At 66.8% G+C, this 21176-nt stretch carries 20 protein-coding genes; 15 read left to right on the top strand and 5 right to left on the bottom strand.

Features of this window, described 5'->3' with window-relative positions; translation table 11 throughout:
* Positions 1 to 20: 20 nt before the first annotated feature.
* The 5 genes from ASE13_RS10405 to ASE13_RS10385 all read right to left on the bottom strand — a co-directional run bounded on the left by ASE13_RS10405 (position 21) and on the right by ASE13_RS10385 (position 5261).
* Positions 21 to 1463, bottom strand: coding sequence for a CehA/McbA family metallohydrolase (locus ASE13_RS10405; protein ID WP_082596545.1), 1443 nt, complete (start codon positions 1461 to 1463; stop codon positions 21 to 23).
* Entirely contained in the window at positions 1463 to 3961 is a 2499-nt protein-coding gene (locus ASE13_RS10400; RefSeq protein ID WP_082596543.1) for a TonB-dependent receptor, read from the bottom strand. The genes ASE13_RS10405 and ASE13_RS10400 overlap by 1 nt, the downstream gene beginning before the upstream one ends.
* A gap of 117 nt (positions 3962 to 4078) precedes the next feature.
* The gene (locus ASE13_RS10395; RefSeq protein ID WP_056614324.1) at positions 4079 to 4609 is read right to left on the bottom strand and encodes a DNA-deoxyinosine glycosylase; all 531 of its coding nucleotides are present in this window, start codon (positions 4607 to 4609) and stop codon (positions 4079 to 4081) included.
* Positions 4606 to 4995: a type II toxin-antitoxin system VapC family toxin gene (locus tag ASE13_RS10390; protein ID WP_056614321.1), complete on the bottom strand. Its 390-nt coding sequence runs from the start codon at positions 4993 to 4995 to the stop codon at positions 4606 to 4608. Before ASE13_RS10390 ends, ASE13_RS10395 begins: the two co-directional genes overlap by 4 nt.
* Entirely contained in the window at positions 4992 to 5261 is a 270-nt protein-coding gene (locus ASE13_RS10385; protein WP_056614318.1) for a type II toxin-antitoxin system VapB family antitoxin, read from the bottom strand. Before ASE13_RS10385 ends, ASE13_RS10390 begins: the two co-directional genes overlap by 4 nt.
* 68 nt (positions 5262 to 5329) lie before the next feature.
* Here ASE13_RS10385 and ASE13_RS10380 point away from each other — a divergent pair, with 68 nt between their 5' ends.
* The 15 genes from ASE13_RS10380 (at position 5330) to murB (ending at position 21176) form a co-directional block, all read left to right on the top strand.
* Positions 5330 to 5659: a DUF962 domain-containing protein gene (locus tag ASE13_RS10380; RefSeq protein WP_056614317.1), complete on the top strand. Its 330-nt coding sequence runs from the start codon at positions 5330 to 5332 to the stop codon at positions 5657 to 5659.
* Positions 5660 to 5705: 46 nt separating this feature from the next.
* Positions 5706 to 6698, top strand: a complete 993-nt coding sequence (locus ASE13_RS10375; protein WP_056614315.1) for a cysteine synthase A — start codon at positions 5706 to 5708, stop codon at positions 6696 to 6698.
* A 26-nt stretch (positions 6699 to 6724) separates the two neighbouring features.
* Positions 6725 to 7042, top strand: coding sequence for a hypothetical protein (locus ASE13_RS10370; RefSeq protein WP_235536913.1), 318 nt, complete (start codon positions 6725 to 6727; stop codon positions 7040 to 7042).
* Positions 7043 to 7477: 435 nt separating this feature from the next.
* Complete coding sequence (locus tag ASE13_RS19830; RefSeq protein ID WP_056615100.1) at positions 7478 to 7963, top strand: division/cell wall cluster transcriptional repressor MraZ; 486 nt, start codon at positions 7478 to 7480, stop codon at positions 7961 to 7963.
* Positions 7960 to 8904: a 16S rRNA (cytosine(1402)-N(4))-methyltransferase RsmH gene (rsmH, locus tag ASE13_RS10360; protein ID WP_235536912.1), complete on the top strand. Its 945-nt coding sequence runs from the start codon at positions 7960 to 7962 to the stop codon at positions 8902 to 8904. Before ASE13_RS19830 ends, rsmH begins: the two co-directional genes overlap by 4 nt.
* Positions 8904 to 9467: a hypothetical protein gene (locus ASE13_RS10355; RefSeq protein WP_056614313.1), complete on the top strand. Its 564-nt coding sequence runs from the start codon at positions 8904 to 8906 to the stop codon at positions 9465 to 9467. The genes rsmH and ASE13_RS10355 overlap by 1 nt, the downstream gene beginning before the upstream one ends.
* Positions 9464 to 11173 carry a peptidoglycan D,D-transpeptidase FtsI family protein gene (locus tag ASE13_RS10350; protein WP_056614311.1) on the top strand — a complete coding sequence of 570 codons (1710 nt, stop codon included), beginning with the start codon at positions 9464 to 9466 and terminating at the stop codon, positions 11171 to 11173. The genes ASE13_RS10355 and ASE13_RS10350 overlap by 4 nt, the downstream gene beginning before the upstream one ends.
* The gene (locus tag ASE13_RS10345) at positions 11170 to 12585 is read left to right on the top strand and encodes a UDP-N-acetylmuramoyl-L-alanyl-D-glutamate--2,6-diaminopimelate ligase (RefSeq protein ID WP_056614308.1); all 1416 of its coding nucleotides are present in this window, start codon (positions 11170 to 11172) and stop codon (positions 12583 to 12585) included. The genes ASE13_RS10350 and ASE13_RS10345 overlap by 4 nt, the downstream gene beginning before the upstream one ends.
* The gene (locus tag ASE13_RS10340; RefSeq protein WP_056614306.1) at positions 12573 to 13955 is read left to right on the top strand and encodes a UDP-N-acetylmuramoyl-tripeptide--D-alanyl-D-alanine ligase; all 1383 of its coding nucleotides are present in this window, start codon (positions 12573 to 12575) and stop codon (positions 13953 to 13955) included. Before ASE13_RS10345 ends, ASE13_RS10340 begins: the two co-directional genes overlap by 13 nt.
* Positions 13955 to 15025 (top strand): phospho-N-acetylmuramoyl-pentapeptide-transferase, encoded by a 1071-nt coding sequence (gene mraY, locus ASE13_RS10335; protein WP_056614303.1) that lies wholly within the window; start codon positions 13955 to 13957, stop codon positions 15023 to 15025. Before ASE13_RS10340 ends, mraY begins: the two co-directional genes overlap by 1 nt.
* A complete protein-coding gene (gene murD / locus ASE13_RS10330) occupies positions 15022 to 16434 on the top strand; it encodes a UDP-N-acetylmuramoyl-L-alanine--D-glutamate ligase (protein WP_056614298.1) in 1413 nt (470 codons plus the stop codon). The genes mraY and murD overlap by 4 nt, the downstream gene beginning before the upstream one ends.
* Positions 16431 to 17660, top strand: coding sequence for an FtsW/RodA/SpoVE family cell cycle protein (locus ASE13_RS10325; RefSeq protein WP_056614295.1), 1230 nt, complete (start codon positions 16431 to 16433; stop codon positions 17658 to 17660). The genes murD and ASE13_RS10325 overlap by 4 nt, the downstream gene beginning before the upstream one ends.
* Positions 17657 to 18808, top strand: a complete 1152-nt coding sequence (gene murG / locus ASE13_RS10320; RefSeq protein WP_056614291.1) for an undecaprenyldiphospho-muramoylpentapeptide beta-N-acetylglucosaminyltransferase — start codon at positions 17657 to 17659, stop codon at positions 18806 to 18808. The genes ASE13_RS10325 and murG overlap by 4 nt, the downstream gene beginning before the upstream one ends.
* 13 nt (positions 18809 to 18821) lie before the next feature.
* On the top strand, positions 18822 to 20240 hold the full coding sequence (gene murC, locus ASE13_RS10315) for a UDP-N-acetylmuramate--L-alanine ligase (RefSeq protein ID WP_056614287.1): 1419 nt from the start codon (positions 18822 to 18824) through the stop codon (positions 20238 to 20240).
* On the top strand, positions 20241 to 21176 hold the full coding sequence (gene murB, locus ASE13_RS10310) for a UDP-N-acetylmuramate dehydrogenase (protein WP_056614282.1): 936 nt from the start codon (positions 20241 to 20243) through the stop codon (positions 21174 to 21176).

Raw genomic sequence — 21176 nt, 5'->3', positions numbered from 1 at the left:
TCCTCAAACCTGGGCTGTATCTACGATCGCCGGCAGGTCAGATAGAGCGGGTTTCCGATCAGCAGCGGATTGCCCTGGCCGTCCCGCACATTCACCGCCGTCCAGCCGCAGCTTCGCGGCGCGAGCGGGAATTCGACATGCGCGTCGTCGCCGGCGACCGGCGAGCGGCCCGCTACCGCGCCGTTGACCACGAGCTCGGCGCTGGCGCCGGCGACGCCGACGACATGCGCGCGGATGCGCAGCCCGGCATCGCCGGCGATCGTCCCGCCCACCACCGCCTGAGCCTTGCCCGCCGTCGCAGTCACTTCGAGGAGGCGGTTGCGCGTGCCGGTCACGTCGATGAAGACATTGCCGGCGCGTATCCCCGCCAGGATGCCGGCCATCGAGAGTTCGGGTGCGTGGACGACCGTGGTGGGCCGGCCGATCGGCGCCTTGCCCTGCGGCGCATCGGGATCGTGATTGTCGCTCCCCGCGATCCCGGTCAGGCGACGGCCTTCGTTGAGGCGGGCGTACCAGAAGCCGATGCCGGCCAACGGGCCGCTCGCGATCGTGCCGTTGACGGCCTCGATCGCCGTGACGCGGCTCCAGTCGGTGTCCGGCCAGGTCCAGCCGCAGCCCATGCACGCCTCGCCCGAAGGCAGCGCGGGATGGTTGATCGAGAGGATAGCGCCCGCCGCCGCGACATCGCGAGTCAGCGCGGCGATGTCGGGCACGGCGGCGCCGACACGGAAATCGACGAAGCGGCGCTCGCCGAAGATGTTGGCGTGGCCGCCGAAGGTGGTGATCTCGGTGCCGGGGATCAGCAAGGTGCGATCGAACCAGGGCTGGAGTTCGCGCAGGCCGCCGAAATGCGCGACGGTGTTGTGATCGGTGACCGCGGCGAAATCGAGTCCGGCTCTGGCCGCCGCTTCCACGGTGCGGAACAGCGGGCAGGGGACGCGCTTGCCGCTCTGGCTCGCGCAACTGCCGTCGCTGTTGGCATCGTGCATGTGGAGATCGCCGCGATACCAGCCGGGGGCGGGATTGAGCGGCGCGTCGGCGATCCGATCGCTCGCGTGGGTCGAGCCGGCCCGATCGAAGTCCACCGTCACGCGATACGCCGCGTGGCTGTTTGCGCGTGCGTTGGGGACGCCGAGCATCAGCTGCCAGCGGCCCGCAGGGAGCGTGCCCGGGAGGTAGCCGGGCGTGGCGTCGCTGGGAGAAAGCGTGAAGCGGTCGCGCGTGCCGCCGCTCCAGCCGCGGAATCGCTCGGGATCCCACACCCCCATGTCGACGACGGTCTTGTCGACCTTGTCGTAGGTCAGGGTGACGGTGATCCGCTCGACGCCCGTGGGGACGTCGAACGGAACCGGCTTGTAATGCTGGTGGTCGGCACCGGTGATCTCGCCGGTGAAGACCGCGTCCTGCGCCATCGCCGCCGCGGGCGCGAGGACGGCGAGGAGCGCAGGCGCGAGGACACGCATCAGAACTTGAAATCCACTGCGAAGCGGAAGTTCCGGCCCACGATCGGGCGGCCGATGAACAATAGGTCGTTGGCCTGGCCGCTGGTCAGCTCGCCGGCGCGCGGATTGCCCTCGGTGAGGCCGATCGTGTTGGTCAGATTGTCGCCATAGGCCCAGAGGCTGATCTGATCGGTCAGCCCGAGGCGGACGCTGGCGTTGAGCACGGTATAGGCCGGTAGCTCCGAGGTGTTCGCGGCATCGGCGTAGCGTTTGGTGTAATGCTCGACATCGAGCTGGGCGCGGAAGCGGTTGTCGAACAAGGTGACCGCAGGAGTAGCACGCAGCGCGAGGCGGGGCACGCGGAGGAGCTGGTTGCCGCTGTAATCCCGCGGGATCAGCGTGGTGCCCGACAATTCGTTGTACACGAGGTTGCGGAAGGTCGGGTTCTGCCACGTGCCGTTGAGCGTGAAGTCGAACCAGGTGGCCGGGCGCACGACGCCCTCGAATTCCACGCCGTAGGCCCGGGTGTCGGTATAGACCGTCTGCTGGGTATAGCCGTTGGTCGCCGGATTGAACTGGGTGTTGCCGATCGAATAGGAATCGAAGTCGGTCAGGAACGCCGTGGCGTAGAGGCTGACCAGAGGCGAGGCGTATTTGAGCCCGGCCTCCCACATCTTGATCCCCTGCGTCACCGGCTGTGCAGTGGCGTTGGTGATGAAGCTGCCGACGCTCGGCAGGCGGAAGGCCGAGGTGTAGCGCGCGAACAGGCCCGCGCCGCGGGCGAACTGCCAATTGGCGCCGAGCGTCCAGCCGGTCTGGTCGAAATCGCGGCTATAGGGCGTGAATACGCCGTTGCCGGTGAGCACATTGTTGTCGGCGAGCGTCGTCGCGTCGCCGAGGTCGACGCTGCGGTTGCCCTCCTGCGCGCCGCGCGTGCTCACTTTCTCCCAGCGCACGCCGCCGTCGATGCGCAGCGCCGGCGTGAGCTGCCACTCGTCGGAGGCATAGAGCGCGATCGTGTTCGACGAGCCATAGCCGTTGGCGAATTCGGAACCGTAGCGCGCGACGCCCTTGTCGGTGAGCGCGCCGACGACCTGGCCCGCGGCGTTGAGCGCGACCAGATCGAGCAGGCGCGAATTGCCCGACACGTCCTGGAGGGTCGAGGCCGAATAGCGGGTGAAGGTCTCCTTGATGTAGGCGTAATAGGCGCCGATCGCGAAATCATGCGTGGTGCTGCCCATCGCGAAGCTGCGCGCTAAGCGCAGATCGTCGAGAAGCTCGCTTTCCTCGACCGTCACCGGGCGCGCAGCGTTGATGAACACGTCGCCATTGCCGTTCTGCCCGGTCACGTCGAACGGCGTGCCGCCATCCACATAGCGCAGCTGGACGCTGGTCGCGCCCGGATAGGCGGCGAGCACCTGGTTGCGATAGGTGTTGAGCAGCGCCGTCGCCGTGCTCACCGACGCCGGATAGACGCCGTTGCGCACCGTGCGCGAATCCCGGTAGCGCAGGTTGTTCGAGATCTTCCAGCCGTCGCCGAATTCCCAGTCGCTCAGCCAGCTCAGCTGATCGAGCCGGATGCTGGTGCCGTCGGATTCGCGGAAATCGACCGGACCGGTGGCGCTCTTGAGCGTCATGCGCGCGACCGCGCGGCTCGCGGTGGTGCCGTAATGCGGATCGAAGCCGGGCAGGCCGACGATGTCGCCTTCGCTGTCCTTGGTCAGCGGGATGCCGGTGTAGAAGATCGCATGGTCGTCGAGGTGCTTGTAGCTGAAGGTGGTGCTGCCATTGCCGAAATCGCCATGCAGGTCGGCGCGGATCTGGCCGCCCTTGTTGCCGGTGAAGCCGGGATCGCGCACGCCCTGCTCGCTGCGATAGAAGCCGCCGACGCTCAGGCCCCAGCCGCCGCCGATCGGCGCGCCCACCCAGCCGTCGAAGCGATAGAGCTCGGCGGTCGGGCCATAGAGCACGCGCGCGACGCCCGAGATCGAATCCCCGGGCTTGCGGGTGATGAAATTGACTACGCCGCCCGGGGCGTTCGGATAGAAGATCGACGAAGGTCCGCCGCGGACGACTTCGACGCGCTCGATCGATTCATCGACGCGGAACGCCTGGTCGGCATTGAGATAGCCGAGCGAGGGATCGTGCTGCACCGGCAGTCCGTCCTCGAGCAGGTTGATCGAGCCGAAGCCGTCGACCGGAATGCCGCGCGCGCGGACATTGCCGCTGCCTTCGCCGCCCGAGGCCTCGACCCAGAAGCCGGGAACCGACTTGAGCGTTTCGGTGACGCTCGACGCGGCGCGCGAGCGCAGCGCGTCGTTGTCGATCGAAGTGAGGGCGTAGCTGGTCTCGACCCGCGTGCGCTCGCCCGCGCCGGCGCGGCCGGTTACGACGATTTCCGAATCCTGCGTCTCGGCTTCGGGCGCGGCGCTTTCGGTGCTGGTTTGCGCGAGTGCAGCGGTGCTGCAGGTGGCGAGCAATGCGAAAAGCCCGGCACGGACAGGATATGCGACCTTCATTTTGATTGTTCCCCGACAGACCGCTGAGTGCGGCGAGCGGGGGCTTAGGCGGGGGTCATGACCGGTCGGTGGCGGCGTTGCTGCAGTGCGGTGACAGTGCGATGTCAGTGTGTGTCATCATGACGGACGGTGCGGAAAAGGTCCTGAATCCGCCTTCAGCCATGCCGACAGCGCATGCCATGCCGGCAACTTGGCATGGAATCCGATGGTGTGGAGCGGGCTGCTCGAAGGGAGCGCGACGATTTCGTAGCGGACCGCAGCGGCGCCGAGTTGCTTCAGGCCGTGGCGCAGCGCAGTGCCGCCGTTGAAGGCGATCGCGCGCAGATCGGGCAGGGTCGCGGCGAGCGCGGCAATGTCATGCCCTTCGATGTCGCGCATCGCCGCGTCGGTGCTTCCCGGCCGGGTGGCGCTGGCGACGACGTCCCACAGGCCGATATGCGCGGCGAGGAGCGCTTCGAGACGGGCATCATAGGGCAGGGAGGGCAAGTCGACTCCGGCGGCGGGGGAGATCAGCCGCCAGAACTGGTTCTGCGGATGCGCATAATAACGCCGCTCGGCGAGCGAACGTTCGCCGGGGAGCGAGCCGAGGACGAGCAGGCGGACTTGTGGGTCGACGACGGGAGGAAAGCTGTGCTTGCGTTCGTTCACGCGGCCGGCGTTATGTCTGTGTGGGCGAAGTCCTTGCCCTTGAAGAGCAAGGACTCGCCGGTAGCCTTGGCGAGCGCGTAGGCAAAACAATCGCCGAAGTTGAGGCGGGCAGGGTGGTTTCCCTTGCCGAAAATTGCATAGGCGCGGCGCCCGATTTCGGCCTGTTCCTCGGTCACTGGCATGATCTGGATGCCGGCGGTTTTCTTGAGCTCGAGCAACTGCGCTTCGAGACTGGATATGCCGAAGCCCGAAAGCACTGCTCCCAGCTCGATCCAGGAGCCGGCCGAGATTTTTGCGGGCCGGCTCGCGTCGAGTGCGAGGAGAAAGTCATCCGCTTCCTTTTCGGCACGCAGGATCGCCACGATGGCCGACGTGTCGACGATCACTTGGGCAGGCCGCGCTCGTCGTAGAGATGGTCGGCATGGGTGATCGATAGCTCTTCGCCTTCAAATTCCGGCTTCCAGAGCGCGCGCGCCTCCTTGACGATGCTGCGCAACTTCGTGAGCCGTTCCTCCTTCGCGCGGTCGAGCTCTTGCAGCTCGCGTTCGAGCGCTACGCGGATCGCTTGGGTGATCGGTTGGCCGGTCATCTCCGCCAGCGCGCGGGCGAGGCGGATCGTCTCGGCATCCTTGATGTTCAGCTGCACACCCATTTCTACCTCCGTTGCGTGACACTCTACCATAGCTTGCGCCGGCGCGAAACAAGCGTAGCATCACGGCCATGGCGCGCACGATCACCCGCTATGGCGATTTCTGGCCTTATTATCTGCGCGAGCATGCGAAGCCCGAGACGCGGCGGCTGCATTATATCGGGACCGCGCTGACCTTCGTGTTCCTCGCCATCGCGCTGATGCAGGGCGGCTGGTGGTGGGTGCTGGTACCGCTGGCGGGCTACGGCTTCGCCTGGGGCGCGCATTTCGGAGTCGAGAAGAACCGGCCGGCGACTTTCACCTATCCGCTCTGGTCGCTTTTCTCGGATTACCGGATGTTCTTCCTGTGGCTGAGCGGGCGGCTGGAGCCGCATCTCAAGCAGGCCGGCGTATCCGTATAGTTTCGCTTGCTTGCGGTGCGGGGCCGGACGCCCCTATCTAGTCGTTATGCATGTGACATCCGATACGCTGGCCCTGATCGGCAACACTCCGCTGGTGCGGCTGAAGGGGCCTAGCGAGGCGACCGGCTGCGACATCTTCGGCAAATGCGAATTCGCCAATCCGGGGGCGTCGGTGAAGGACCGGGCGGCCTTGTTCATCGTCCAGGATGCCGAGGAGCGCGAGGCGATCGCGCCCGGCGGGACGATCGTCGAGGGCACCGCGGGCAATACCGGGATCGGGCTTGCGCTGGTCGCCAATGCCAAGGGCTACAAGACGATCATCGTCATGCCCGAGACGCAGAGCCGCGAGAAGATGGATACGCTGCGCGCGCTCGGCGCGGAGCTCGTGCTGGTCCCGGCGGCGCCTTATTCGAACCCGGGGCATTTCGTGCACACCTCGCGCCGCATCGCCGAGGAGACGCCCAACGCGATCTGGGCCAACCAGTTCGACAATATCGCCAATCGCCGCGCGCACATCGTCGGCACCGCCGAGGAGATCTGGACCCAGATGGAGGGCCGGATCGACGGGTTCACTTGCTCGGTGGGCACCGGGGGCACGCTGGCAGGCGTGGGGCTGGGGCTCAAAGCCAAGGACGAGCAGGTCTGCATCGCGCTCAGCGATCCTCATGGCGCGGCGCTCTACGACTATTACGCCTGCGGCGAGCTGCGGTCCGAAGGCTCTTCGGTGGCTGAAGGGATTGGGCAGGGGCGGATCACCGGCAATTTGGAAGGCGCGCCGGTCGACACCCAATTCCGCATCTCCGACGAGGAAGGGCTCGAATGGGTCGAGCGGCTGCTCAAGGAGGAGGGGCTGTGCCTCGGGCTCTCCTCGGGGATCAACGTCGCCGGCGCGGTGCGGCTGGCGAAGCAGCTGGGGCCGGGCAAGCGGATCGCGACGATCCTGTGCGACACCGGCTTCCGCTACCTCTCGACCCTGTACAATGGCGCCTGGTTGCGTTCGAAGGGGCTGCCCGTGCCGGAGTGGCTCGACGCCGCCTGACCGTCCGCCTCGACACGGGCGTGGCGATGCGTTACATTTATGCCACAGCTATGAAGTCGGGATCGCAAGACTCACAGCAGGCGATGCAGCGTGTCCGGGTCGGTATGACCGGGCTGGCGATGGTTCTTGTGTTGATCGGATTGGCCACCGCGATCTTTTCCTCCGCCAATCGTGACGAGCCGGTGTCGGCCGTCGGAGCCCCTAATTCGGCAGTGGTCGCCAATATGGTTGTGGAACCCGTCAACCTTGCGGGCGAGAAGGAAAAGGACGAGCCGCTCGCCGAGCTGGGCGTCGCGCCGAGCACCTCCTCTACCGATGCGCCGGACGACACCCCGGCGAACTGACGGGATATAGCGGGCAGCGCGGGGAAGACTGCCTTGCGCATGAGTCGCCAGTCGAATGTGATTTGGCCCGATTAGACGCGCGATCGCGCAATTCCCCTGCGCTATTTCCGATCAATAGCCTGTAATCCAATAGAAAATCCGAAATCCTCCGCTTGTGGGCACATTTGCGCGCTTGCCCGGTCGCGCAGCATGTCGCTGTAAGTACAAATAAAGAACATATAGCGCCTATAGGAAAAACAACTGTGTTTTTAGGGGCAAAGTGGGGGAAATTCCCGTCTAATCCCCACTTTACCCGTTGTGTCCCGGCCGCTTTTGTGATCAAACATGACGGCTAAGGGGGCACGTCCCTTTTCACCGTGAGATCGAACACCGGAGGACCAGCCGGGAAACCGCGATTCCGGACACGGGGAAGGCGTGCCCAAAAGGGGTTTGGGCGTGGCGGATAGGGAGCTCTTCGAAGGATTTGCGCTCCAGGCGGTGGACCTGAAGGGTCGCGTCGCCATTCCCGCAGACCTGCGCGCCGCCGCCGAGCGCAATTCCGACATCCGCCAGATCGTTGTGGGCCTCCACCCGGAGGATCCGTGCCTCTCCGCGCACGATCTGAGCTGGTCGAAGGAGAAATACGACCGGCTCGATCGCAAGGAGCAGCTTGCGGCGGATCGCGGCGAGGATGCCGATACGCGCGCCAAGCGCCGCGCCTTCGGTCTCGTCGAGAAGGCGCCTTTCGACGACAGCGGCCGGTTCGTGATTCCGCCCTTTTTCCGGATGAAGGCGAAGATCGGCAAATGGGCGTTCTTCAACGGCAGCGGCGAGACGTTCGACGTCTGGGCGCCCGAAGTGCTGCTCGCCGACGACAATGCCGATCCCGGCCTTCGCGAGATCTGCGAATATCTTTGCCAATCAAAGGGCGTGAAGCTGTGAGCGCGCCCCACATTCCCGTGCTGCTCGACGAAGTGGTCGAGAGCCTCGCCGTCGTGCCCGGCGAGCGCCATGTCGACGCGACGTTCGGCGCGGGCGGCTACACCGAAGCCATCCTCGAGCGGGGTGCCGAGGTGGCCGCCTTCGATCGCGACCCCCAGGCGATCGAGGGCGGCCAAACCCTCGTTACGAAGGCGGACGGAAGACTGATCCTGATCGAGGCGCCGTTCAGCCAGATGGAAGGCGAATTGACACGCCGCGGGCTGGTGCCGGTCGACGGTGTGACGATGGATATCGGCGTCTCGTCGATGCAGCTCGACCAGGCCGATCGCGGTTTCAGCTTCCAGACCGACGGGCCGCTCGACATGCGGATGAGCCAGTCGGGGATGACTGCCGAGGAGTGGCTGAACACCGCCGAAGAAGAAGAGATCGCTAACGTTTTATTTAACTTTGGCGAGGAGCCGAAGTCCCGCCGAGTCGCGCGTGCGATCGTCTCCGCACGACCCCTTAAGCGGACTTCCGAACTCGCCAACGTGGTTAGAAAATCATTAAACCATAAACACTACGACAAGAAGGACCCGGCCACCCGGACCTTTCAGGCGATCCGAATCCACCTCAACCGCGAACTCGACGAGCTCGCGGAAGGGCTGGCTGCGGCCGAGCGCGTGCTCAAGCCTGGAGGCCGACTGGCGGTGGTCACTTTCCACTCGCTCGAGGACCGCATGGTGAAGCGGTTCCTGCGCGAGCGTAGCGGCAGCGAGCCCGCCGGTTCGCGGCATCGTCCGATGGCAGGCCCCAGGGCTGCGCCGAGTTTTGAGACCCCCGCCAAGGCCGTCCGGCCCGGCGAGGCGGAAGTAGCGCGTAACCCGCGCGCCCGGTCTGCGACGCTGCGCGTGGCGCGTCGGACGGCCGCGGCGCCATGGGGCAGTGAGGGAGTGAACTGATGGCAGTGCAGGGCTTCAAGGGGCTGGGGTGGTTCCTGTGCGGCGTTGTCGTGGCGCCGGCATGCTACCTCGTCAATTCGCATGGCGCGGCCGAACGGGCGAAACTCGAAGCGACCAAGCTGGCGATCGTCCGGGCGCAGCGCGACATCCGCGGCCTCGAGACCGAGTTCAACACGCGCGCCAACCTCGCCCAGCTCGAGCGCTGGAACGGCGAAGTGCTGGCGCTGGCCGCGCCGGTGGCGCAGCAGTATCTGGCGAGCGAGACCGCACTGGCGAGCCTCGGCCAGCCGGCCGACATTCAGACCGCCGCATTGGTGGTGCCGGCTGGCGCACCCGCCGCGCAGGTCGCCGCCGTGGCAGTGGCGCAAGTGACCAATCCGGTGCAGGAGGCCCCGCAGGCTGCCGCCACGAAGAGCGTCGCGCAGCAGGACACGGAGCTTCGCAAGCTGATGAAGAAGGCAGACCGCCAGGCGATCGCCTCGGTGGATCGCGGCGTATTGAGCGCTTCGACGATGGACGATCTGCGGAAGCTGGCGAAGCGCGAGAAATTGGCGCTGCGTTGATCGTCGTCGTCGCCCCGCCGACCCGGCAGGGTCGTACGGGCGGTGCCCGTCAGGCGCTCGTCGCCATTGCCCAGCTGCGACTGATGGTGCTTTCGCTGCTGTTCGGCTTCGGCATGCTGGTGGTGATCGGCAAGCTGGCGCTACTGGCGCTGTGGGCCGAACCCGCCGTCGCGCGCGACATCGGACTGGCATTGATCCCGCCGCGCGGCGACATCGTCGACCGTAACGGCGCGCCGCTCGCGCGCAGCATCGACGCATGGTCCATTGCCGTGCACCCCAACCAGGTCATCGGCGACAAGGCCGCGCTGGCGCAGAAGCTCGCGGAGCTGATCCCCGAGCAGAGTGCCTCCCATTATTACGCCTTGCTCAATTCGGGCGGCAGCTTCGCCTATCTGAAGCGCCGGGCGATGCCCGAGCTGGTGACGGCCGTGAACGCGCTCGGCGAGCCGGGCATGGAATTCCAGCGCGAGCCGGACCGGCTCTATCCGCAATCGACGATGGCCGCGCACATTCTCGGCTTTCTCGACGCCAAAGGCGCGGGCGTGTCGGGAATGGAGAAGGTACTCGACCGCCAACTGACCGATCCGGCGAAACGCGGCGCGCCGGTGGCGCTGTCGATCGACACGCGGGTGCAGGCGGCGCTCGAGAACGAACTCGGCCGGGCGATGACCGACCTGCAGGCGCGCGGCGCGGCAGGCGTGATTCTCGACGTGCACACCGGCGAAGTGCTCGCGATGACGTCGCTGCCGAGCTTCAACCCCAATGCACTCGGAGGCGCGGCGCCGCCGAACAACGTGACGCAGAGCGTCTATGAGCTCGGCTCGACCTTCAAACCGCTCGCCGTGGCGGCGGCGATCGATTCGGGGACGATCACCAACATGGCGCGGCGCTTCGACGCGACACGGCCGCTCCAGGTCGGGCGCTTCATGATCCACGACGATCCGGGCGACGAACAGTTTCGCTGGCTGAACATCCCGGAGACCCTGGTCTATTCGTCGAACATCGCCACCGCGCGGATCGCGGACGAGCTCGGCGCCGAAAAGCTGCAGAATATGTTCCGCCGGCTGGGCTTCGATCGCCGCCCCGGCATCGAAGTGGGCGGCGCAAAGCCGCTCTGGCCGAGTTACTGGGGCCGGATAACGGTGATGACCACGGCGTACGGCCATGGCATCGCAGTGACGCCGCTCCATCTCGCCAATGCCTATGCGACTCTGGTCAACGGCGGCATCCTGCGCCCGACGACGTTGCTCAAGATCGATCCGAACAAGGTTCCGGCCGGGGAACGCGCGCTGCAGGAATCGACCAGCGCGCGGATGCGCCAGTTGCTACGGCTGATCGTGCTCAAGGGCACCGGCCGCAAGGGCGAGGCACCCGGCTTCCGGATCGCGGGCAAGACCGGCACCGCCGAGGCGGCTTCGGGTGGCGGCTATGACAAGCATCGCAACGTCTCGACCTTCGCGGCGGCTTTCCCGATCGACGCACCGCGCTATGTGATGGTCGCCATGCTCGATTCGCCCAAGGCAAATCCCCAAAAGGGAGTGTACCGCACCACCGCCGCGTGGACCGCCGCTCCCGTCGTATCCCGTGTGGTCAGCCGCACCGGGACGCTGCTCGGCGTCACGCCCAACGCCGGCCGCGACATCGACGAGCGCGAATTGCTCCCGCTGATCTGGACGGGACCCGATCCCAAGCTGGGCGCCGAATGAGACTCGGCGCGCTGACCGGCGGAGAGGAAAGCGCCGTCGTCACCGGGTTCGCGATCGATCACCGCAAGGTCGCTCCGGGAACCGTGTTCGGTGCGTTCGAGGGCGCGCGGGTCAATGGCGAGGACTTCATTCCCGCAGCGGTGAAGGCCGGTGCGGTGGCGATCGTCGCGCGGCCCGAGGCAGTGGTCGAAGGTGCGCTGCACATCGCCGATGTGAACCCGCGCGAGCGCTTCGCGCGGCTGGCAGCCAGGTTCTTCGCGCCGTTCCCCGAGACCGCCGTGGCGGTGACCGGCACAAACGGCAAAACCTCGACCGTCGAGATGACGCGCCAGCTGTGGCGAATGGCGGGGCAGCACGCGGCATCGATCGGGACGTTGGGCGTGACCACGTCCGATGATACCGTTTCGACGGGCCTGACCACGCCCGACGTCGTCACCTTTCTCGCCAACGTCGCCGGGCTCGCCCGCGAAGGGGTGACGCACGTCGCGTTCGAGGCGTCGTCGCACGGGCTCTCGCAATATCGCACCGAAGGGCTGCCGGTGCGCGCGGCGGCGTTCACCAATCTAAGCCGCGACCATCTCGATTATCATGGCGACATGGCGGCCTATTTCCATGCCAAGCTCCGGCTGTTCGCCGATGTGCTCGACATGGACGGCGCCGCGGTGGTCTGGGCCGACGATCCGCATGCGATGCGCGTGGAAGAGCTCGCCCGGATGCGTGGCAACAAGCTGATCACGGTGGGCGAGCATGGCGAGACGCTCAAGCTGGTGGCACGCGATCCGACCTTGCTGGGGCAGGGGCTGACGATCGAGGCGGGAGGCGCGACACACAAGGTGATGCTGCCGCTGATCGGCGACTATCAGGCAGCAAACGCGCTGACCGCGGCGGGGCTGGTGATCGCGACGGGCGGCGACGTGGCCGCGACGCTGGCCAATCTCGCGCGGCTGCAGCCGGTCCGCGGACGGCTCGAGCGCGCGGTGATCACGCGCAGCGGCGCACCGGTTTACGTCGATTACGCGCATACGCCGGATGCGCTGGAGGCGGCGATCGCGGCGCTCAAGCCGCATACCAGCGGCCGGCTGATCCTCGTCTTCGGCGCCGGCGGCGACCGCGACACCGGCAAGCGCGAGCCGATGGGGCAGGCCGCGGCGGCGGGTGCGGACGTGGTGATCGTCACCGACGACAATCCGCGCGGCGAGGATCCGGCGGCGATCCGCGCCGAAGTGCTCGAGGGGGCGCCGGACGCGACCGAGATCGGGGGCCGGCGCGAGGCGATCGCGGCGGCGGTCACGATGGCGGAAGCCGCGGATATCGTGTTGATCGCGGGCAAGGGGCACGAACAGGGCCAGATCGTCGGCGATCGCGTGCTTCCTTTCGACGACGTGAGCGTTGCCCGGGAATGCGCGACGTGACGCTCTGGACCTCCGACGAAATCGCCAGCGCCACCGGCGGCCAGCCCTCGGTGGCATTCGACGTTTCGGGCGTGACCTTCGACTCCCGCGAAGTGGGCCCCGGCGACCTGTTCCTCGCCTTGCAGGGCGAGACCACCGACGGGCATCGCTTTCTCGACCAGGCGTTTGCGCAGGGCGCGGCCGGGGCCGTGGTGTCCGAGCCGACTCCGCACCCGCATGTCCGCGTCGCCGACACGACCGCCGCGCTCGACGCGCTCGGCACCGCGGCCCGCGCCCGCATGAACGGCAAGGTGATCGGCGTCACGGGATCGGTGGGCAAGACCGGCACCAAGGAAGCTTTGTTCGCCGCGCTCGACCGGGTTGACCCAGGCTGCGCGCATCGTTCGGTGAAAAGCTACAACAACCATACCGGCGTGCCCTTGAGCCTCGCCCGCATGCCGCGCGACGCGCGGTTCGGCGTGTTCGAGATGGGGATGAACCACGCGGGCGAGCTGGCGCAGCTCACCCGGCTGGTGCGGCCGCATGTCGCGATGATCACAACGATAGCGCCGGCGCATATGGGCTTCTTCGCCAGCGAAGAGGCGATCGCCGACGCCAAAGGCGAGATATTCCAGGGGCTCGAGCCCGGCGGAACCGCGATCGTGCCGTTCGACAGCCCGCATCGCGACCGGCTGGTCGCGGCGGCCAGACCCTTTGCGGCGAAGATCGTCACCTTCGGGCTGAACGACGGCGCCGATTTCCGCGCGGTCGAGCGGATGCGGACGCGCACCGGCGGGACCTTCGTCACGGCGCGCTTCGATGCGCGCGAGTTGAGCTTCACCATCGCACAGCCGGGCGAGCATTGGGTGTCGAACGCGATGGCGATCCTCGCGGCGGTCGACGCAGCGGGCGGCGACCTCGAAATGGCGGGCCTCGCGCTCGCCGAGATGGGCGGGCTCGCGGGGCGCGGCGCGCGCTTCATGGCCGAATTGCCGGACGGCGAAGCGCTGGTGATCGACGAGAGCTACAATGCCAACCCCGCCTCGATGCGTGCGACGCTCGCCGTCCTCGCCAACGAGCCGGGCCGGAAAATCGCGGTGCTCGGCGAGATGCGCGAGCTGGGAGAACATTCGGACACGTTTCACGCGGGGCTCGCCGAGCCGATCGCGGCGGCGGGGGTCGGCTATGCCATCCTCGTCGGCGGGGCGATGGGCGCGCTGGCGAATGCGCTTGAGGGCAAAGTGGAATTCGTCCATGTGCCCGACGCCGCAACCGCGCGCGAACGGCTTCATGCCGTGCTGGCGCCGGGCGATGCGGTCCTCGTGAAAGGCTCGAACGGCGTGCGTCTCTCGACGGTCGTGGCGGCATTGGCGGAAAGGGCGATGGCCTGATGCTTTACTGGATCGCCGAACAGCTGGGCTTCCCCGGTATCCTCAATCTGATCCGCTATCTCTCGTTCCGTACCGGCGCGGCGGTGGCGACCGCGCTGCTGATCGGGCTGATCATCGGGCCGAAGTTCATCGGCTGGCTGCGCGTCCGCCAGGGCAAGGGACAGCCGATCCGCAGCGACGGGCCGCAGAGTCACCTCGCTAAGCGCGGCACGCCGACGATGGGCGGGCTGATGATCCTGACCAGCCTGATGATCGCGCTGTTCCTTTGGATGAACCTCGCCAACCCTTTGGTCTGGGCGTGCATGTTCGTGACCTTCGGCTTCGGTGCGATCGGCTTCCTCGATGACTACGACAAGGTGCGCAAGGCGAGCACCGCCGGCGTATCGGGCAGGGTACGGCTGCTCGGCGAGTTCGCGATCGCTGGCATGGCGAGCTGGGTGATCATCGCGCAGACGGGCACGCAGCTCTACGTGCCGTTCTTCAGCTGGATCCATCCCGATCTCGGCTGGTTCTATATCCCCTTCGCCGCCTTCACGATCGTCGCGTTCGGCAATGCAGTGAACCTGACCGACGGGCTCGACGGGCTCGCGACGATGCCGGTGGTGATCGCCAGCATGGCGTTCATGCTGATCGCCTATATCGCGGGCAACAAGGTATTCGCGACCTATCTGGGCATCCCGCACGTGCCGGGCGCGGGCGATCTCGCGATCTTCTGCGGCGCGATCGTCGGTGCCGGGCTGGCGTTCCTCTGGTTCAACGCGCCCCCGGCCGCGGTGTTCATGGGCGATACCGGCAGCCTGGCACTCGGCGGCGCGCTCGGCGCGATCGCGGTGTCGGCGCAGCACGAGCTGGTGCTCGGGATCATCGGCGGACTGTTCGTCGTCGAGGCGCTTTCGGTCATCATCCAGGTGTTCTTCTTCAAGCGTACCGGCAAGCGCGTCTTCAAGATGGCGCCGATCCACCACCATTTCGAACAGCTCGGCTGGTCGGAGCCGACGGTGGTGATCCGCTTCTGGATCATCGCGTTCGTGCTGGCGCTGGCGGGGCTCTCGACGCTGAAGCTCAGGTGATCACGAGCACGGCCTGGCGCGGCAAACGCTATGCAGTGCTCGGACTTGCGCGGTCGGGGCTGGCGACGGTGCATGCGCTGCTGGCGTCAGGGGCGGAGGTGGTCGCGTGGGATTCGAACGAGGCGGCGCGTTCTTTGATCCTCCCCGGAACGGGGAGGGGGACCGCCGACGAAGTCGTTGGTGGAGGGGGAGCGCCGCAAGCAACTCCCGATGAGGAGAGCCCCCTCCACCAGCCTGCGGCTGGTCCCCCTCCCCGTGCCGGGGAGGATCTGGTGCTCGCGGATCCCTTGGAACTCGATCTCACCGGTTTCGCAGGGGTCGTGGTTTCTCCCGGCGTTCCCCTCAACAAGCACCCGATCGCCGCCAAGGCGCGCGACGCGGGCGTGCCGGTCATCGGCGATATAGAGCTGTTCGCACAGACGCGCGCCGAGCTCCCGCCCCACAAGGTGGTCGGGATCACCGGTACCAACGGCAAATCGACCACCACTGCGCTGATCGACCATATCTGCCGCACTGCCGGTCTGCCCAGCCTCGCCGGCGGCAATATCGGGCTGCCGATCCTCGGGCGCGATCCTCTCCCAGAGGGCGGCGTCTATGTGTTGGAACTTTCGAGCTATCAGATCGACCTGACCTTCAGCCTCGATTGCGATGTCGCGGTGTTGCTCAATCTCACCCCCGATCATCTCGACCGCTATGACGGGTTCGAGGGCTATGCCGCCTCCAAGGCGCGGCTGTTCGAGATGCAGTCGAGGGGGCATGCCGCGGTGATCGGCATCGGCGACGTGCCTTCCGCCGCCATTGCGCGGCAAGTCGCGGTGTCGGGCCGCAGCGAGGACCTCCACAAGATCGCGCCGGGCGTGTGCATGGACCAGTCGCGCTGGCCGGCACTGCAGGGGCCGCACAACGCCCAGAACGCGCTCGCCGCGATCGCCGCATGCGAGGCTTTGGGCATCGACAATCCTTCGATCGACAAGGGGCTCGAGACATTTCCCGGCCTGCCGCACCGAATGGAGCGGGTCGCGACGAAAAACGGCGTGCTGTACGTCAACGACAGCAAGGCGACCAATGCCGATTCCACCACGCCGGCGCTCTCGGCCTATCCGCGCGTGCACTGGATCCTCGGCGGGCGTGCCAAGACCGACAGCCTCGAGGCGTGCCGGCCGGGCTTCGGCCATGTCGTCAAGGCCTATACTATCGGCGAGGCGGGCGAGCTGTTCGCGGGCCTTCTCGAAGGCGAGATGCCGGTTGAGCGTTCGGGCACGCTCGAAACCGCGGTGAAGAGCGCCGCCGCGCAGGCCCAGCCGGGCGATACCGTGTTGCTTTCCCCCGCCTGCGCCTCGTTCGACCAGTTCAAGGATTATGAGGCGCGCGGCCAGGCGTTCCGCGATGCCGTGGCTGCGCTCGGATGAGCGAAGCTGCCGACACCGAACGACCCAATGGCGACGTCCGCCGCCGGGTGAGCAAGCAGCTCGGCCGCGCCAACACGACGCGGGCCGGCATGTGGTTCTGGGAAGTGGATCGCGTCCTGCTGCTGCTCGCGATGCTGCTGATCGCGATCGGGCTCGTCGCCGTCGCCGCCGCCTCGCCCGCCACCGCGCGGCGCTATTCGGACGCGACGCACATCATGCCGGCGATGCATTATTTCTGGCGCCAGTTGATGTGGGTTTGCCTGTCGGTGCCGGTGCTGATCGGCGTATCGATGCTGCCGGTCACCGTTGCGCGGCGCTTCGCCTTGTTCGGGGCGGGGTTGTTCCTGCTGTTGCTCGCTTTGGTGCCGTTCATCGGTTCGGAGGCGAACGGCGCGCGACGCTGGATCGACTTCGGCGTTTCCGATCTTCAGCCTTCCGAATTCCTCAAACCCTTCTTCATCGTCGCGACCGCGTGGATGCTGTCGTTCCGCGCCAAGGATCCCGAACTGCCGGTGCTGTTCATCACCGGCGGGCTGACCGCGGTGATCGCAGTGCTGCTGATGCTCCAGCCCGATTTCGGCCAGACCATCGTGTTCGGTACGGTCTGGCTGATCCTGCTGACGATCTCGGGGATCTCGGCCGTGGCGATCGGCGGGCTGATCGGCACGGCGATCGCAGGCGTGGTCGCGGCCTATCTGTTCTACGACACGGCGCACACGCGGATAAACAACTTCCTGTTCCCCACCAAGGAAGCCGCGCTCGCCGATCGCTATCAGGTCGACATGGCGCACCAGACGTTGAGTGCGGGCGGCCTGACGGGGACGGGGCCGGGCAGCGGGCAGGTCAAGTTCAAGCTGCCCGAAGCGCATACCGACTATATCTTCTCGGTGATCGGTGAGGAGTTCGGGCTGATCTCCTGCGCGGTGATCGTCATGCTCTATGCTGCGATCGTGATCCGGGTGTTCATGAAGATGCTCGACGAGGAAGACGCGTTCCGGCTGCTCGCCGCGTCGGGGCTGGCGGCGCAATTCGGAGTGCAGGCACTGATCAACATGGCGGTGAACACCGGCATCGCACCGTCCAAGGGCATGACCTTGCCGTTCATCAGCTATGGCGGATCGTCGATGATCGCGCTGTCGATCGGATACGGGTTGCTGCTCGCCTTCACGCGTCGAAACCCGTATCTGAAGCGCTCGCCATATACGGGTCGGTGGAGCAAGGGATGACGAATTCGCGCAGCTATGTTCTGGCAGCAGGCGGCACCGGAGGGCACATGGTGCCCGCCGCGGCGCTCGCGGCCGAACTGGCGAACCGGGGGCACAAGGTTTCGCTGGTCAGCGACGATCGCGGGGTGCGCTTTCCGGGACTGTTCGATGGAATCGACACGCATGTGCTGCCCGCCGGACGATTGGGCGGCGGACCGCTCGGCTATATCCGCGCGGCTGGGCGTATCATGGCGGGACGCTCGATGGCGCTGCGGTTGTTCAAGGAACTGAAGCCGTCGGCGGTGATCGGGTTCGGGGGCTATCCCGCTCTGCCGACCTTGCTAGCTGCGTTCCGTGCTGGCGTGCCGACGGTGATCCATGAGCAGAACGCAGTGCTGGGCCGGGTCAATCGCTTCGTCGCGGGCCGGGTCAACGCGATCGCGACTTCCTATGACGAAGTCGAGCGAATGAAACCGCGCTGGACGCGCAAGACGCACCTGATCGGCAATCCGGTGCGCGAAGCGGTGCTGGCATTGCGCGATCGGCCCTATCCGATCGTCGACGAGGAGGGAATTTTCCGCGTGCTCGTCACCGGCGGCAGCCAGGGCGCTACGGTGCTCAGCCGAGTGGTGCCCGACGGCCTCGCCTTGCTCCCGGTGCATTTCCGCCGCCGGCTGCAGGTCACGCATCAGGCGCGGATCGAGAATATCGACGCGGTGCGCGCCAAATATCAGGCGCACGGCATCCCCGCCGACGTCTCGACCTATATCACCGACATGCCCGAGGCGCTCGCCTGGGCGCATATCGTCATCGCCCGCGCGGGCGCATCGACGATCGCCGAGCTGACCGCGGCGGGCCGCCCGGCGATCCTCGTGCCGCTGCCCAGCGCGACCGACGATCACCAGACCGCCAATGCGCGCGAGATCACCAATGCCGGCGGCGCGCGAACGATCTCGCAGCGCGCCTTCAATGCGACCGAACTCGCCAAGCAGATCCAGAAGCTCGGGCTCGACGGACAGGCGCTGGAGAATGCCGCGGCGCGCGCCAAGAGCGTCGGCCGCCCGCACGCGGCGAGCGACCTCGCCGATCTCGTCGAATCGATTCACGCCCCGACCGCACCGATCAAGGTGCGCCGCGCGGCAATCCAGGGAAGGCTCGCCCACGCATGAGGTTTTTTGGCGCATGAGGGGTGTCGCAACCGATATCGGCACGATCCATTTCGTCGGGATCGGCGGCATCGGCATGTCGGGCATCGCCGAGGTGATGCACAATCTCGGCTACAAGGTGCAGGGCTCGGATGTCGCCGAAGGCTATGTCGTGCAGGGCCTGCGTGATCGCGGCATCCCGATCGAAATCGGCCACAAGGCCGAGAATATCGGCGAGGCGGCGGTGGTTGTGGTCTCGACTGCGATCGTGCGGACCAATCCGGAGGTCGAGGCCGCCTATGCGCGCCGCGTGCCGGTGGTGCGCCGCGCCGAGATGCTCGCCGAACTGATGCGGTTGAAGTCCACCGTCGCGGTGGCGGGAACGCACGGCAAGACGACGACGACGTCGATGGTCGCGGCGTTGCTCGATGCGGGCGGGGTCGATCCCACCGTGATCAACGGCGGCATCATCAACCAGTACGGCTCGAATGCTCGGCTCGGCGACAGCGACTGGATGGTCGTCGAGGCCGACGAGAGCGACGGCAGCTTCCTACGATTGGACGGCACGATCGCGGTGGTGACCAACATCGATCCCGAGCATCTCGACCATTACGGCAGCTTCGACCGCGCCAAGGACGCCTATGTCGAGTTCGTCGAGAACGTGCCCTTCTACGGCGCGGCTCTGCTCTGCCTCGATCATCCCGAAGTGCAGGCAATCATCCCACGCGTCCGCGATCGCCGGATTATCACTTATGGTTTCGCCGCCAGCGCCGATGTGCGCGGGGTGAACGTCACCCCGCATTCGGGGGGCAATCGCTTCGAGGCGATCATTCGCAACCGCGACGGCACTGTCCGCTCGATCGAGAATATCGAGCTGCCGATGCCGGGCAGGCACAATGTCCAGAACGCGCTCGCCGCGATCGGGGTCGCGCTCGAGCTCGGCATTCCCGATGTGACGATCCAGAAGGGTTTTGCGCGCTTCGGCGGGGTCAAGCGGCGCTTCACCAAGGTAGGTGAGACGCAGGGCGTCACCGTGATTGACGATTACGGCCATCACCCGGTCGAGATCCGCGCCGTGCTCGCTGCGGCGCGCGAGAGCGCCGAGGGCAGGGTGATCGCGGTGGTCCAGCCGCACCGCTATTCGCGGCTCGGCAATCTGATGGACGACTTCGCCCAGGCCTTCAACGACGCCGACATGGTGCTGGTGACGCCCGTGTACGCAGCCGGCGAGGAGCCGGTCGAAGGCGTCAACTCCGATGCGCTGGTCGATGGGATTCGGCGGCGCGGGCATCGCTCGGCGGCGGCGGTAGCCGATGTCGAGGCGCTGGCGCGGGCGCTCGCCGAAGTGACCGTGCCGGGCGACATGGTCGTGTGCCTCGGCGCGGGCGACATCACCAAATGGGCCGCTGGCCTCGCTCCGGCGATCGAGGCGGCGCGGCAGGAGGTCGCGGCTTAAGTGAGCGTCTGCTATGCCCTTCCACCTGTCCGCGGAAAACTGACGCACGGCGCGCCGCTTGCGCCGCTGGTGTGGTTCAAGAGCGGCGGCGCCGCGGAGTGGCTGTTCGAGCCCGCCGATGCCGATGATCTCAGCGATTTCCTCTTCGCGCTCGATCCCTCGGTGCCCGTCATGGGGCTGGGGCTGGGCTCGAACATGATCGTTCGCGATGGCGGTGTGCCGGGCGTCGTGGTGCGGCTGGGCAAGCCCTTTGCGGCCGTGGAGCAGCTGGATTCGACGACGCTCAAATGCGGCGGCGGTGCGTCGGGCATCCTGGTCTCGTCGAAGGCGCGCGATGCCGGGATCGGCGGCGTCGAGTTCCTGCGCTCGATCCCGGGCACCGTCGGCGGGTTCGTGCGGATGAATGGCGGCGCCTATGGCCGCGAGACCAGCGACGTGCTGATCGAATGCGAAGTCGTGCTGCGTTCCGGAGAGCGCAAGGTCCTTCCGCTGGACGCGCTCGGCTATACCTACCGCCACAGCGAGCTTCCGCGTGACGCGATCGTGGTGAGTGCTACTTTTCGCGGGCATGCCGGCGAGCCGGCGGCGATTCAGGCCGAGATGGACCGCATCGCTGCCGCCCGCGAGGAATCGCAGCCGCTGCGCTCCAGGACCGGCGGCTCGACCTTCAAGAATCCGGAGGCGCACAAGGCCTGGGCGCTGATCGATGCGGCGGGCTGTCGCGGATTGCGGCGGGGCGATGCGCAGGTCAGCGAAAAACACTGCAATTTCCTGCTCAATCTGGGCAATGCTTCCTCGGCCGACATCGAGGCGCTGGGCGAGGACGTCCGCGCGAAGGTGAAGGCACAGTCCGGCGTCGCGCTGGAATGGGAAATCCAGCGTGTCGGCATGTTTGCCGGCGCCGCCGTCGAAGAGCGTATCGGGGTCGAGAAGTGA

Source organism: Sphingomonas sp. Root241, from assembly GCF_001428865.1.
GTDB lineage: Bacteria > Pseudomonadota > Alphaproteobacteria > Sphingomonadales > Sphingomonadaceae > Sphingomonas.
Note: the sequence above shows the minus strand (reverse complement) of the source record. Positions and strands in the feature narration are given on the sequence as shown.